The sequence below is a fragment of the Thermocaproicibacter melissae genome (genome assembly GCF_024498295.1).
Taxonomy (GTDB): Bacteria; Bacillota; Clostridia; order Oscillospirales; family Acutalibacteraceae; genus Thermocaproicibacter; species Thermocaproicibacter melissae.
The window spans coordinates 971,781-985,905 of record NZ_CP101827.1 but is presented as its reverse complement, the minus strand read 5'-3'; the positions used below and the strand labels follow the sequence as shown (position 1 = coordinate 985,905).

The following is a 14,125-nucleotide window of genomic DNA, read 5'->3' as shown; positions in this document are numbered from 1 at the left end:
GAGGTACCACCAATGGAACTCTTTGTCAGCTTTTCGGAAATCATGCACTTTTTCAAAAGAACTTGGATTCGATTCCTTGTTGTAGTCATCGTTTTTGGCGTTGCCTGTTCTTTACTGTCGTTGAAACTGTTCCATCGTACTTATTCTGCCAATTCCACCATTACGCTGAGCTGTGATATTCCGGAGGATGCCGGAACGGATTACCGCCTCCAGTATACGAACATTTTAGCTTCTAGGGTCCAAACGGCAGTTGCCCAAGCAAATACTCATTCTCTTATCGAAAAAACCGCTGAGAAGTTAGGCATTGATTCTTCGGAAATCATTAGCATTGCCGGGGAACAAGTCCTTTCAGCGCCCGTGGTCAAGATTACGGTTCAAACACAAAGCGCAGGCCGTGCAGCAGAGATTTCCGACACAGCCGCTCAGATTTTGGCGGACGGTATTGCTCAGCAGTTCCCTTCTCCAAAGCTGACGGCGACTTTGACCGATAAAGCACAGCCGGCAAAAGCAAGCTCCTCTAAGTCCGCTGTGCTAAAAGCCGGAATTCTAGGCGCAATCCTCGGCTTCTTGATTTACGTAATTTATGGGCTAATTTGTATCCTAGGCGACCGCTCGGTGCGAAACACCCGCTTTGCGGAGGAAGCTTTGAAGATTGACCTTCTTGGGGAAATTCCGCACAGCGGCGGTCGAGAAGCGAAAGAAGATGCATTCCGTAGAATTCGTGCCGCAGCGCTTCATAAACTGGATAACGCAGCGTGCATCGTTGTGGAAAGTGTTTCAGACGGCGACGAGGGCGCAGAAACAGCCGCCGGCCTCGCTGTTTCGCTGGCACGCACCGGAAAGCGGGTGCTTCTTGCTGACGGAGACCTGCGTGAACCGAAGTTGGCAGGTATGTTCCAACTCCAGCCGAAAAAGACTTTCAACGATGTGCTGTCCGGAACCTGCGGGCTAACGGATGCTGTTGCAGAGGTAAAAGGGGTTCCGGGCCTTTCCGTCGTGTGCGGTGCAAAAGCGGAAGAAAGTCCGGCAGACCTTTTTGCAAAGGGATTCGCGAACTTTACCGCCGAGGCGAAGAAACTCTGTGATTATCTTATTGTCTATGCTCCGTCGTCCACGAGGTACCCGGATGCGGAAAATCTGGCTGCCGCTTCCGAAGCGGTCATTCTGAACGTAAAATTCGGTTCTACCTCCTATGTGGCGCTTCGGGATGCGCTGCGCAGAACAACAGAAGCCGGCGGAAACGTTGCGGGCTTCGTTGTTGCAAGCGTGTAACAAATTCATACTATAATTTGAATGCGTTCCGTGCGATCTGCACGGAACGCATTTTTGTGTCTTGTTGCAAAAATCTGCCGGCGGCATAATCCTGCCTTTTTCTCCCATACTAAAGGGCAGGTGATGCAAATGACGATATCATTGATTCGTACGGTTATCCTTTATGCGATTGTCATGGCGGCCGTACGGTTGATGGGGAAAAGGCAGATCAGTGAAATGCAGACGAGTGAACTTGTTGTCACGCTGCTCATTTCAAACCTGGCGTCCGTTCCGATGCAGGAGACGGGCCAGCCGTTGATCAACGGCCTGATTCCGATTGTTGCTCTCGTGATAAGCGAAATTGTTGTGTCAGCCCTCATGGTCAAGCTCCCGATGTTTCGCAAATTGATTTGTGGACGTCCGATTATTGTGATATACGACGGGAAGATCCAGCAGGATGAGATGCGCCGGCTGCGCATGACGACGGAGGATCTTTTTGAGCAGCTGCGCGAGAAGGACGTTTTCAGCATCAAAGACGTCGCCTATGCCATTGTGGAGACAAACGGAAAAATGAGCGTCATCAAGACGCCGGAAAAGGAACAGCCAACAGCAGGCGCTCTGAACGTCGTAGAGCCGGATAAGGGGCTGGAAACCGTCGTGATAAGCGACGGCGTGATTTCCGATTACTCTTTGGCTTTGTGCCGACAGACCCGAAATTGGGTGGAAAACATTTTGGAGAATGAGGGAATTATACTTTCCGATGTGTTTCTGATGACAGCAAATGCGAAAGGCGATTACTTGATTGTGAGGAGAGACCAAACGAAATGAAACGACTGTGGATTGCTCTGGCACTCCTTACACTTGTCATAGCAACCTGCGTCATGGGGATTTCTTATACAAGGCAGATTACAACGCAAATGACACAGACGGTTGAAGAAGCAAAGGCTGCGGAGAAACGCGGTGACGTAAATGCGGCGTATCAGCTCAGCATCACCGCAAAAAACAATTGGAAAAAGGCACACAGCGTGCTTTGCGTCTATATGATACACAGTGACCTGGAAGAAATTGACCAAACCTTAGCCCTTTTGCCGGAGCTTTGTCTCAACGGCGCAAAGGATACCTTCCTTTCGGAATGTGACCGCGGCCTGACGCTCATCTCCAGCTTGGAGGAATCTGTGGCACCTAGTCTTGAGAATGTGTTCTAAAAAAGAAATGCTGCCCTTTTTCGGGCAGCATTTCTTTATTTCGGATAAATATTCCGTGCAAAGTTTTCATAGTTTTCGGAAGCGTTGAAGTTCTTTTCCCAGATTTCCCGGGAAGCTCTGCGCATGGCAGCTCGCTCTTCCTTCGTCTTGCGGCAGAAGGAAGCTATCGTTTCCGCCAAAATCTTCGGGCTTAGGTTGCTGTCAAGCAGATAGCCATTTTCACCGTCGTGTACAATCTCCCGTGTGCCGCCTACGTCGGTTGCGGCGATAGGAATTCCAAACGAACAGGCTTCCATAATGCTAACCGGCAAACCTTCTGAGGTGCTCGTGTTGACAAATAAGTCCACCCGGTTTTGCTGGTAAAATTTCATTAAATCCGAGTTAGCGGTTTCTCCGGCAAAAGTTACTTTCATGAAACTGAGGTTTTCAGCGGCATATTGTTTCAGAGATTCCAATTCACTGCCGCCTCCAAAGTGAATCCATTCCAGATGGAGTTCGCTGTGATTTAGTTCCGCAAGTGCCTGTGCCAGAAGTTCCACGCGTTTAACTGGTGAGATGTGACAGCAGCTTGCAATACGGAAAACGCCGTCTTCTTCATCTGGTCCCATACCGTGGTCTGCTGTTCCGAGGTAACGGGTTGAAATTTTAGCCGCTAGCTCAGGGAAGGAGCGCTTCAAATAGCAAGTTCCGTCCTCAGAACATGGGAACACACCGTTAAGGTTATCCAGAAGATAAGGACGAAGCGGCAAGTATTTTACAGGGCTGAACTCAGGATATAAATCGTAGCGGTGCGCTCGGCTGTAAGCATGGCATTTGCGTGCTTTGCAGTTTTGCTTCAGCTTAATTGCCGCGAGTGCAGTATCGTAAAACCAGTAGCTGTAAAATGTTATGCCGTCAGCCTGCGAAATGTCTGTCTTTTCAAGAATCGCTGAGGCCTTTTTCGCAACTGTAAGGCCTTTTGCGAGAAAGTATGCACGAAACAGGCGCTTTTCCGGCGAGTGTCCAATCGCCAGCTTATCCGCGTCGCTTTCATATTCCTTCGGTATGTGAAAGAAATAGCCCGCGGCAGAACGAAGCAGGGCTTTGTTGACGTCGGAAGCGTAAATTTTGTGTATCTCAACGTTTTCGGGAACGCTGCGTGTTTGTTTTGCGGCGTCTGGTACGGAGGTTGCAATCAAAATCACTTTATCAAATCGTTGCGCTAAGGCGGGGAGCTCATTTTCAATGAATTCTTCGCCCGATGCAAACGGGAATGTCTTCGTCAAAAAAACGAGGCGGCTTTTCATTTCTTTTCAACTCCCAAAACAGCATAAAATAAGCATAACATACAGCACCAAGGAATTCAACCTAGGTGCATTTGCTTTAAGGATAGCGACTGGAACCACAGGAAGATAAGCCTCGCGGCGATCGACAAGGTGAAAAGTGAAATCATTTTCTATGCGGAAATCTGGTAATCGGTTGAAAATCTGCAATTAAATTCTTGACAAAACGCCGCACCGAGCATATAATAACGACAAATAGGAAAACCGTTGAGTAAGAGTAGTAACCCGAGGAAAATGTGCACAAAGAGAGCCGCAGGCGGTGGGATTGCGGCGGAACATTTCGGGCGAATGGGCTTACGAGGGCACGGAAGAACGGCAAAACCAAGTAATCCGTGACGGGAACTTCACCCGTTACCAAGGAAGCGTACATGTTTGTGTACGGAACGAGAGGGCTTCGGCCAAATAGGGTGGTACCGCAGGATTCACTCCTGTCCCTGTAAAAATTACAGGGACAGGAGTTTTTGTTTTACTAGCAAGAGGGGGTGGTGCCAATGAAAGATGGCTGGCACTGGCAAAATCGTAAGAATCAATCTACCACGACCCTATTCTTTGAGAATTTCAGGAGGAATTCACGTATGAATCAGTTTATAAAGAAAGCGCTTGCCGCAGGCATGGCACTCACACTCATAACATCATTCACCGCTTGCTCTTCTTCGGGAGAGAACGCATCTGCAAAATCGGGTGACGGGAATCAAGCGGCAATCGGTGTGATTCAGTACGCAACGCATCCGTCGCTCGACGACTGCTACAAGGGTTTTCTGGAAGGCCTCAAAGAAGGCGGATATGAAGAAGGAAAGAACCTTACAATCGACTTTCAAAATGCACAGGGAGATAATTCAAAATCCGACTTAATGGCACAGACCATGGTGTCCAAAAAATATGACATGATTGCGGCAGTAGCGACGCCGGCTGCCATGTCTGCCTACAGTGCGGCGCAGAATTCCAACATTCCGGTGGTGTTTACTGCTGTTTCTGACCCCGTAAGTGCGCAGCTGGTCAGTTCCCTAGAGAAACCGGAAAGCAACTGCACCGGTTCTTGCGATGTCCTTCCGCTGGAAGCTCAGGTCAAAATGATCCGCGCGTTCCTGCCGAATGCAAAGAAAATCGGCGTTCTTTATACAACGAGTGAGCCGAACTCCGTTTCTCAGCTTGCGAAACTCAAAGAGATTGCTCCAAAATATAATTTTGAAGTTGTAGACATCGGAATCACAAATTCTTCTCAGGTGGCTTCCGGTGCTGCTTCGCTTGTTGCGAAGAAAGTCGATTGTGTCAACAACTTTACTGACAATAATGTCGTCAACAACCTTTCCACGCTGCTGCAGGCGACCGACGCGGCCAATATCCCCGTGTTCGGTTCCGAAGTACAGCAGGTGAAAAACGGATGCCTTGCGGCCGAAAGCATTGACTATGTTGCTCTCGGCAAGGAAACCGGAAAAATCGCTGCCAAGATTCTCAAAGGAGAAGCCACAGCGTCCGAAACACCGGTTTATGTTGTTACGGAAGGAAAACCGGTTTATAATAAATCTGCATTGGAAAAGTTCGGCATTACGCTTCCCTCCGAATATTCCGGAGCCGAAGCCGTAGACTGATAGACATTTATTCTCAGCAATAGCCGGGGTAGGGGATTCCTGCTCCGGCCATGCTGCACTTCATACCCTCTTAATTCTATTAGGAAAGCTGTGATACTGCCACATGGATATTTTCCTCGGTTTAGCAAACGACGTCCTGATGGAGGGCTTTATCTACGCCATCATGGCCATCGGCGTTTATGTCACCTATTCGGTATTGAATTTTCCAGACCTTTCGGTGGACGGTACGTTTCCGCTCGGCGCCTGTGTCACGGGTGCGCTGATTCTTGCAGGTGTAAATCCGTGGGTCGCGTGTGTGATTGCGTTCTTGTGCGGTGCCGTCGCGGGCGGAATCACGGGCTTGCTCCATGTTCGCCTGCACATTACGGACCTCCTTTCCGGAATCTTAGTCATGACGGCGCTCGGAAGCGTGAACCTGATCGTCACGGGCGGAAAATCCATGCTCGCGTATTACAACATGGGAACAATTTTCAAAACAGGGCTTATGGCAAAAGTTCCGAAGTCCGCGCAGAACTGGGCGTATGCCGGCCTTGCACTGCTTTGCTGTGTGGCTGTGAAGATTCTGGTTGACCTTTTCCTAAAGACCAAGACCGGGTTGCTGCTCCGTGCGGCGGGGGATAATCCGCAGTATGTCGTTTCTCTCGGAAAAGACCCGGGAAATATGAAAATCCTCGGCCTGATGATCGGCAACGGCTGTACGGCACTGGCAGGATCTATCCTCAGCCAGCGTTCCGGTTCGGCCAACATCTGGAGCGGGTCCGGCATGGTCGTCATGGCGCTTGCCGCCGTCATCATCGGCACCAGCATTTTCGGACGTTTGAAGTTTATGTCGATTACGCTTGCCGTGATTTTGGGAACTGTCGTCTATAAGCTTTGCTTGGTGCTGGCAATGCAGCTTGGTCTGCCCGCCGATGACTTGAATCTCCTTATGGCGGTCCTTCTGACCGTTGCGCTTGTACTCAATAATCTTGCACCTACGGGTGGAAGGAGGAAGAAACCAGATGTCAACCCAACACAAATCTGAAGAAATTCTGGTGGAACTCAAACACATTGATAAGGTTTTCAATCAGGGAACCATCAGCGAAGTTTCGCTGTTCCACGATTTCAACCTTTCCATCCGCAAAGGCTCGTTTGTTTCCGTCATCGGGAGCAACGGTTCGGGCAAGACGACAGTTCTGAACCTTCTCTGCGGCAGCGTGACTCCGGATGCCGGTGAAATCAAAGTGAACGGCAGAGAAATTAGCCACCTTCCCGAATTTCAACATTCCCGCTTTATCGGCCGTGTATTTCAGAACCCCGCGGCGGGAACCTGCCCGGAACTGACGATTCTTGAAAATTTGTCGCTTGCGGACAACAAGGGCAAGCGCTTCGGCCTCACGCCCGGCGTTTCACGCAAGCGCATTGATTTTTACCGTTCTCAACTGGAACTGCTTCACCTTGGTTTGGAGGATAAACTGAATGTGCCGGTAGCGAGTCTTTCCGGCGGTCAGCGTCAGGCGCTGGCTTTGCTGATTTGTACCTTGACGCCGATTGAACTGCTGATTCTCGACGAACATACAGCCGCGCTTGACCCAAAATCAAGCGAAAATGTCATGGAACTGACAGACCGGTTTATTCGGGAGAAAAACCTTACCGCACTGATGGTGACGCATAACCTGAAATACGCCTTAGCCTATGGAGACCGCCTGCTGATGATGCACCGCGGTACCATTGTTTTGGACTGCGAAGGCGAAGAAAAAGAAAAGCTGGAAATTCGTGACCTGACCGCACGTTTCGACGAAATCAGCCTGGAGGATGGAAATTCAATCTGAACAGCCTTTTCTGAGTAAGCTGTATGGACAAAGAAAGGATTTCGGATATGGAAGCATACAAACAACAATTCATTGAATTCATGGTGAAAGCTGGTGCACTGACTTTCGGCGATTTTATAACGAAAAGCGGCCGCAAAACCCCATATTTCATCAATACAGGCAACTACCGCACCGGCTCGCAGATTGCGAAACTGGGGGATTATTATGCCGAGTGCATCCACCGAAACATCAAGGAGGATTTCGATATCCTATTTGGTCCGGCCTACAAGGGAATTCCTCTTTCCGTTGCCGCTTCGATTTCACTCTACAAACAATACGGGAAAGACGTAAACTACTGCTTTAACCGCAAAGAGAGCAAAGATCACGGCGAGGGCGGAAATCTGGTCGGTTGCAAGCCGAAAGACGGGGACCGCGTTGTCATCATTGAAGATGTGATTACGGCCGGCACCTCAGTCCGCGAGACCATTCCGCTGCTGCAGGCTGCGGCGAAAGTTCAGGTGGTCGGTTTGGTTGTTGCGGTTGACCGCATGGAGCGTGGAAAGACAAACAAGACGCCGGCGGCGGAAATCTATGAAGAGTTCGGCCTGAAAACCTATCCGATTGTTACAGTGCGTGAGATTATTGATGCACTATATGGCAAAGAGATTGACGGCCGCGTCTATTTGGATGATGTGCAGAAAGCAAGAATGGAAGCTTACCTCGAGCAGTATTGTGTTCAGTAAATAAGAACAGCCGGAGCGTTATGGCGACACTCCGGCTGTTTTTGCAAGATTGGCAACAAAAAACGATGCAGTCTTTCGGCTGCATCGTTTTTAAGTCCAGAATGAAATCAGTCGCTGCTGAAGGGCAAAAGTGCGAGATGACGCGCACGCTTAATCGCGACAGTCAACTGACGCTGATGATGTGCGCAGGTTCCGGTAACACGGCGGGGAAGAATCTTAGCGCGCTCGGAAATGTAACGGCGCAGTTTTGCAACATCCTTGTAGTCAATGGTCTCGACTTTGTCGACGCAGAAGCTGCAGACCTTTCTGCGGCCTTTGCGTCCACCGGGACGATCATTTTTATCAGCCATGAGATAATTCTCCTTTCTATCAAACAAATCAGGCCGTTTTGTTAGAACGGCAGGTCGTCGTCGGACGGAATTTCTTCAAAATCATCCGCATTGCCGCTGGAATATGCGGGAGCCGGCCGCTCCGTCTGACTGGCCAGATTATCCGGACCAGCGAAGTGGTTTGTGCTGGAAACTCCGTCACGCTTCGGCTCGGCGAAATGAACATTGTCCGCGACGATTTCGAAAGCTTTGCGTTTGTTGCCTTCTTTGTCGGTGTAAGACCTTGTCTGGATCGACCCCTGAACGGCCACAAGCTGACCTTTCCGGAAGTACTTGCAGACAAACTCGGCGGTATTGCGCCAAGCGACAATATCAATGAAATCCGTCTGGCGCTCAGCACCGGACTTCACATAAGAACGGTCTACGGCCAGAGTAAAGCTGGTTACGGAAACACCGTTCGGTGTCTGCCTCAGTTCCGGATCCGCGACCAAACGCCCCATCAAAACAGCAACATTCAGCATTTCATTCACGCTTCCTTTTTCTCTTCGGCTTTCGGCTTGCTGGGAGCTTCTTTCTCCTTCTTAACAATCAGAGAACGGAGAACGCCGTCTGTGATGTTATAGACGCGGTCAAGCTCTGCAGTGAATTCCGGAGCACTTGTGAAACTGATAAGCGTGTAGTAGCCTTCTTCTTCTTTGTTGATAGGATAGGCGAGTCTGCGCTTGCCCCACTCGTCGACATTGTCAATCGTGCCATGAGCAGCAATCAGTTCTTTGAACTTGTTTACTGTGGCAGCAATGCCTTCTTCTCCGAGCTTCGTGGACAGGATAAACACTGTTTCATAGGAATTTTTGACTTCGGGCATTGATTTACACCTCCTTTTGGACTTTAGGCCCCCGTTGCCGCCGGGAGCAAGGATAAAACCCATTTAGGGTTAACCTAAAATATTATATCAGCCGAAAAAGTCTGCGTCAAGCAAATATTTTGCTCAAAGTGTTTTCGCAATTTCTTTCAGATAGGCTCGGAAGTCATTCCCGATTTCAGGATGATTCAGTGCGACTTCAACCTGCGCTTTCATGATGCCGAGTTTATTGCCCATGTCATAGCGGGTGCCGGTAAAGTCCACAGCAATCATACCGTCTCTGCGGGCAAGCGTGCGCATGGCGTCGGTCAGCTGAATTTCATTGCCTGCACCAGGTTCCGTGTTTTCCAGAATATCAAAAATATCCGGAGTCAGCACACAGCGCCCGAGAATGGAGTAAAGCGACATAATCTTGTCCGGTGACGGTTTTTCAATCATATCCGTGCAGCGGAAAATGTTGTCGTGTAGGGGCTCAACTTTCAGGGAACTGTATTTCGTAATTGCCTCTTTTGAGACCTTGTTTACACCTACGACGCAGAGCCCGTATTCTTCATAGGCGCGAATCAGCTGCCCGCAGGCAGGGTCTTCTCCGATAATAACGTCGTCGCCGTAGAGCACAGCAAACGGTTCGTTGCCGACAAAAGATTTTGCCTTGCTGACGGCATGCCCGAGGCCGCGTGTCTCTTTTTGGCGGACAAAATAGATGTTGGCCATGTGAGCTATGTCAACGATTTTATCGAGAATTTTCTGCTTTTCAAGTCCACCGGATTCCAGCCTGGACTCTAGTTCCGGAGCGCGGTCAAAATGGTCCTCAATCAATCCCTTGCCGCGGTTCGTAATAATCAGAATATCCGTGATTCCAGCGCGGACCGCTTCTTCTACAATGTATTGAATTGCAGGCTTGTCCACAATCGGAAGCATTTCCTTAGGCATGGACTTTGTTGCCGGCAGAACGCGGGTACCGAGTCCCGCCGCGGGAATGACTGCTTTTGTAACTTTCATAAAATAAACAACTCCTGTTCGTAAAATCAGCTCAGCTAAGAATCAGCTCAGTTAAAGAATGTAAATAAGAAGGAAGAAGCATAATACAAGCGTAGTGGCAAGCACGGTATTCATGCCGCCTTCCTGTTGAAGACGAATCGAATAGTCACTTGGATTTTCCGTTTCCGCTTGGATTTTTTTGATTTGAGTAACGCAGTTTTTCAGATATAGCCGATTGGCGAGGATGCCGGAGATCAGCATGATGGCAATCTGGCCCAAGAAGAACAGCATCGGTGAAATTACAACCAGCTTTTGAAGCGGGGAAAGCTGAGCAATTAGATTCATCAATGCGTTTTGCTGAGCTGTCGTCATCGAGTAATAATCGTTGGTTGTGACGCCGGCGAGAGCAAAGAGCTTCTGGTAAAGCGGAGCAGTGTAATCCCTGGAAACAATGATGTATGCCGAAAAGAGCACTGCCTGCAAAGCGGTGAATATACTGCCAATCCAATACATTTTGCGGTAAAGCATCCAGATTCCTTGGAGAAGGAAAGCCGAAAAGTTAAACCGGTTTCTGCCGAAACGGCTGATTGCCATAAAGACCGGCAGGTAATACGGTGTGTTGCCCTGAACGAATTTTGCTATGTCACCGGCCGGAATTCCTTCTATCGGTTCATTGGGGGAAACGCCGCCCAGCGGGTCGAACAAAAAAGGAAAACCATAGTCTGGCGGTATATTGTTGCCATTCTGCGGCGGATAACCGTTCTGGGGCGGAATTCCCCAACCGTACCTCTGCTCCTGATTTTCCCGGTCCTGATTCTGATATGGAAAGGAGGTATCCCTCGGAGGTGTATTTACCTCGGAAAAGGAGTGACCGCAGTGCGCACAAAAAAGCGCATCTTTAGCGTTGACCGCACCGCAGCGGGGGCAGCGCTTTGTTTCCTCCTGAGGCGACTCCTCGTGTTCCGGCGGATGCCATGCGTCAGGCGTTCCGTGACGGTCGGTATAAATACACTGCCCAACTTTTTTGTAGCACTCCCTATGGTAGGGTGCTCCGCACTGTGGGCAGACTACAATATCATCACCTGCAGAAAAAGGCTTTTCGCAGATGGGACATTTCATCCCAGTAAAATTCATTATCCAAAACCTCCTATCCACTATATATTTCATTGTAACGAAAACAACAGAAAACTTCAACGATTTCCGCTGGAAGTTTTCAATACATTCACAAATTCTAACATCTCGCCGCGGGCGAATCATGCCGTAAAAAAGGCCTCTGAAATTTTTTTGACTTTGCATACAGATTATCTTATAATTAAACTTCAGAGTAACTCGACTGAAGGATGATGATATGCTTCAATTTGAAGAACTGAAACTCTCGCTCCAAGGGCTTGAGCCTGAGCTCAGAGACCTGGCGGAAGCGCTTGGTCTCGATGCCATGCGGAAAGAAATCATGGAGCTAGACCAGAAGGCAACAGCGCCGGATTTCTGGGATGACATGGAGCGGTCGCAGAAAGTACTGCAGCGTTCCAGTTCGTTAAAAAATAAAATCGAGAAATATGAGAAGCTGTGCAGTGCTTACGATGATCTTCTCACCCTGATTGAGCTTGCTGATGAGGAAGGCGATTTATCGCTTCTTCCGCAGGCCCAGGAAGAATTTGAAAATTTCCGCAAAGAGCTTGAAAGTCAGCGCTTGACAACTCTCCTTACGGGAGAATATGATTCCAAAAACGCCATTTTGACCTTTCACGCGGGCGCAGGCGGCACCGAAGCGCAGGATTGGGCCATGATGCTTTACCGCATGTACAACCGCTGGGGTGAACGCCATGGATTTACCGTAAAGACATTGGATTTGCTCGAAGGCGAAGAAGCGGGCATTAAGAGTGCAAGCATTCTTCTGGAAGGGGAGAATGCCTATGGGTTCATGAAGAGCGAGGCCGGCGTTCACCGTCTTGTTCGTATCTCTCCGTTCGATGCCTCGGGCCGTAGGCACACTTCCTTTGCTTCGCTGGAAGTTATACCAGAAATTGACGATACCATTGACGTGGAAATAGACCCGGCTGATATTAAAATGGATGTATTCCGTTCCAGTGGCGCCGGCGGCCAGAAGGTTAATAAGACGTCTTCGGCTGTTCGTCTGACGCATATCCCGACCGGAATCGTTGTTTCGTGTCAGGTGGAGCGCAGCCAATACCAGAACCGTGAAGTCGCTATGCGCATGCTGAAATCGAAATTGATGGAAATTAAGGAGCGCGAACATCTCGAGCGCATTGAAGACATCAAGGGCGTCCAGAAAGAAATTGCATGGGGCAGTCAAATTCGTTCTTATGTTTTCATGCCGTACACGTTGGTGAAAGACCACCGTACCGGCTACGAGAACGGCAACATTGATGCCGTCATGGACGGCGACTTGGACGGCTTCATCAACGCATACCTGAAAATGCAAAGTCAGGGAGAAATCAAAAAACAACCCCAGGGCGCTTAATAGCCAAATTACAAAGGGACAGCGTTTGCTGTCCCTTTCAGCCTGTCGAAAAAGTCCAGTGAAAGCTGGGCTTTTTCGTTGTAAAATGGTAAAATATAGACAGGTGATGAAAGATGCTGGAACGGGAAAAACTACGCAGAGATGCAGTGGAATTTGTGAATACAGACCTATTGGTGCCGGGAAATCATCTGCTGCGAAAGATTGACAGCGCGGTAGATTTTAGCCATATTTATGATTTTGTAGAAGATTTGTATTGTGAGGGCAACGGTCGTCCTAGTGTGGACCCGGTCGTCCTGTTTAAGATTGTTCTGATCCAGCATCTGTACGGAATTCCCTCTTTACGCCGGACGATGCAGGAAATCAATATGAATATCGCGTATCGGTGGTTTCTGGGATATACACTGAACGAGGAGCTGCCGCATTTCTCCACTGTGAGTTACAATTTTAAGCACCGGTTCACAGAGGAAACCGTGGAGCAGGTGTTTTCGTGGATTTTGCAGGAGGCAAATTACGCCGGATATTTGGAGCCGGAAGCAGTATTTGTGGATGGGACGCATATCAAAGCAAACGCCAACATCAACAAAAAGATCAAAAAGGCAGTTCCTCAGGCGGCAAAGCGATATGCCTCAGAATTAATGGAAGAGGTTAACGCTGACCGGGAAGATCATGGGAAGAAGCCATTCGACAGTACTCCGAAACCGCCGAAGGAAAAAGAAATCATGGTGTCCAAAACAGACCCGGAAAGCGGGTTGTTCCAAAAGGGAGAACACAAGAAGTGCTTTGCCTACGAAGCACATACGGCCTGCGACAAACACAATTTTGTCCTTGACGTTGAGGTGACTCCGGGAAACGTACATGACAGTGTAGCATTTGACGCGGTCTATGGCAAAGTGACTCAACGGTTTCCTGAAATTGAAACGGTGGTGGCGGACGCCGCATACAAAACGCCGCATATCTGTAAACGGGTGTTTGACGACGGGCGGGTACTTTCCACAGCATACAAGCGGCCAATGACCAAAGCAGGAAATCTGGAATGGTGGAAGTATGTATACGACGAATATTATGACTGTGTGATCTGCCCGGAATATCAGGTTCTGCATTATGCAACAACCAACCGTGAGGGATACCGGGAATACAAAAGCCGGAGTTACATCTGCGAAAAATGTCCATTCCGTTCTCGCTGCACCGAGAGTAAAAGCTGTACGAAAACCGTAACGCGGCATGTGTGGCAGGATTATGTGGAGCTTGCGGAAGATATCAGGCACACACCGAAATACAAAGAGCTTTACAAAAAACGAAAAGAAACCATTGAGCGTGTCTTCGCCGATGCAAAAGTGAAATATGGGATGCGGTACACGCTCTACCGGGGCTTAACTCAAGTGACGAATTGGGTTAAGCTTAAGTTTGCTGCCATGAATCTCAAAAAGCTGGCAATGTGGAAATGGAGGGATGGCCATCCCTCCGGGTTTTTATTGATTTTACTTTGCTTATTTTCCTATCCTGCATATTATCAAGAGAACCCATCCTTCGTTTAACCGCGTTGGATGGGTTCTTCGACAATCTGAAAGGGA

15 protein-coding genes and 1 other annotated feature are annotated in these 14,125 nt (G+C 49.0%); of the genes, 9 read left to right on the top strand and 6 right to left on the bottom strand.

Annotated elements, in window-relative coordinates; translation table 11 throughout:
* Nucleotides 1-12: 12 nt before the first annotated feature.
* The 3 genes from NOG13_RS04880 (at nt 13) to NOG13_RS04870 (ending at nt 2,456) form a co-directional block, all read left to right on the top strand.
* Complete coding sequence (locus NOG13_RS04880; protein WP_283109467.1) at nt 13-1,272, top strand: tyrosine-protein kinase domain-containing protein; 1,260 nt, start codon at nt 13-15, stop codon at nt 1,270-1,272.
* Between the two features lie 129 nt (nt 1,273-1,401).
* Nucleotides 1,402-2,079 (top strand): DUF421 domain-containing protein, encoded by a 678-nt coding sequence (locus NOG13_RS04875; RefSeq protein WP_283109466.1) that lies wholly within the window; start codon nt 1,402-1,404, stop codon nt 2,077-2,079.
* Nucleotides 2,076-2,456 (top strand): DUF4363 family protein, encoded by a 381-nt coding sequence (locus tag NOG13_RS04870; RefSeq protein ID WP_283109465.1) that lies wholly within the window; start codon nt 2,076-2,078, stop codon nt 2,454-2,456. Before NOG13_RS04875 ends, NOG13_RS04870 begins: the two co-directional genes overlap by 4 nt.
* Before the next feature lie 35 nt (nt 2,457-2,491).
* On the opposite strand, the gene NOG13_RS04865 is transcribed toward NOG13_RS04870, so the two are convergent.
* Nucleotides 2,492-3,742 carry a glycosyltransferase gene (locus tag NOG13_RS04865; protein ID WP_283109464.1) on the bottom strand — a complete coding sequence of 417 codons (1,251 nt, stop codon included), beginning with the start codon at nt 3,740-3,742 and terminating at the stop codon, nt 2,492-2,494.
* Nucleotides 3,743-3,976: 234 nt separating this feature from the next.
* Nucleotides 3,977-4,217 (top strand) — a binding site (T-box leader).
* A 136-nt stretch (nt 4,218-4,353) separates the two neighbouring features.
* On the opposite strand from NOG13_RS04865, the gene NOG13_RS04860 reads away from it, so the two are divergent.
* The 4 genes from NOG13_RS04860 (at nt 4,354) to pyrE (ending at nt 7,900) form a co-directional block, all read left to right on the top strand.
* Nucleotides 4,354-5,367 carry an ABC transporter substrate-binding protein gene (locus NOG13_RS04860; protein ID WP_283109463.1) on the top strand — a complete coding sequence of 338 codons (1,014 nt, stop codon included), beginning with the start codon at nt 4,354-4,356 and terminating at the stop codon, nt 5,365-5,367.
* Nucleotides 5,368-5,470: 103 nt separating this feature from the next.
* Entirely contained in the window at nt 5,471-6,391 is a 921-nt protein-coding gene (locus NOG13_RS04855; protein WP_283109462.1) for an ABC transporter permease, read from the top strand.
* 7 nt (nt 6,392-6,398) lie between these two features.
* The gene (locus NOG13_RS04850) at nt 6,399-7,178 is read left to right on the top strand and encodes an ABC transporter ATP-binding protein (RefSeq protein WP_283111157.1); all 780 of its coding nucleotides are present in this window, start codon (nt 6,399-6,401) and stop codon (nt 7,176-7,178) included.
* 47 nt (nt 7,179-7,225) lie between these two features.
* Nucleotides 7,226-7,900: an orotate phosphoribosyltransferase gene (gene pyrE / locus NOG13_RS04845; RefSeq protein WP_283109461.1), complete on the top strand. Its 675-nt coding sequence runs from the start codon at nt 7,226-7,228 to the stop codon at nt 7,898-7,900.
* 107 nt (nt 7,901-8,007) lie between these two features.
* Here the strand turns inward: pyrE and rpsR are convergent, their stop codons facing one another.
* From rpsR to NOG13_RS04820, 5 genes are all read right to left on the bottom strand, one after another.
* Entirely contained in the window at nt 8,008-8,250 is a 243-nt protein-coding gene (rpsR, locus tag NOG13_RS04840) for a 30S ribosomal protein S18 (protein ID WP_283109460.1), read from the bottom strand.
* Nucleotides 8,251-8,291: 41 nt separating this feature from the next.
* On the bottom strand, nt 8,292-8,750 hold the full coding sequence (locus tag NOG13_RS04835; RefSeq protein ID WP_283109459.1) for a single-stranded DNA-binding protein: 459 nt from the start codon (nt 8,748-8,750) through the stop codon (nt 8,292-8,294).
* A gap of 5 nt (nt 8,751-8,755) precedes the next feature.
* Nucleotides 8,756-9,094: a 30S ribosomal protein S6 gene (rpsF, locus tag NOG13_RS04830; protein WP_283109458.1), complete on the bottom strand. Its 339-nt coding sequence runs from the start codon at nt 9,092-9,094 to the stop codon at nt 8,756-8,758.
* 123 nt (nt 9,095-9,217) lie between these two features.
* A complete protein-coding gene (galU, locus tag NOG13_RS04825; RefSeq protein WP_283109457.1) occupies nt 9,218-10,093 on the bottom strand; it encodes a UTP--glucose-1-phosphate uridylyltransferase GalU in 876 nt (291 codons plus the stop codon).
* Between the two features lie 51 nt (nt 10,094-10,144).
* Nucleotides 10,145-11,206, bottom strand: coding sequence for an RING finger protein (locus NOG13_RS04820; protein WP_283109456.1), 1,062 nt, complete (start codon nt 11,204-11,206; stop codon nt 10,145-10,147).
* A 214-nt stretch (nt 11,207-11,420) separates the two neighbouring features.
* On the opposite strand from NOG13_RS04820, the gene prfB reads away from it, so the two are divergent.
* Together prfB and NOG13_RS04810 are read left to right on the top strand one after the other, a co-directional pair.
* Nucleotides 11,421-12,554 carry a peptide chain release factor 2 gene (prfB, locus tag NOG13_RS04815; protein WP_283109455.1) on the top strand — a complete coding sequence of 378 codons (1,134 nt, stop codon included), beginning with the start codon at nt 11,421-11,423 and terminating at the stop codon, nt 12,552-12,554.
* Between the two features lie 113 nt (nt 12,555-12,667).
* A complete protein-coding gene (locus NOG13_RS04810) occupies nt 12,668-14,089 on the top strand; it encodes an IS1182 family transposase (RefSeq protein WP_283109454.1) in 1,422 nt (473 codons plus the stop codon).
* Nucleotides 14,090-14,125 lie beyond the last annotated feature (36 nt).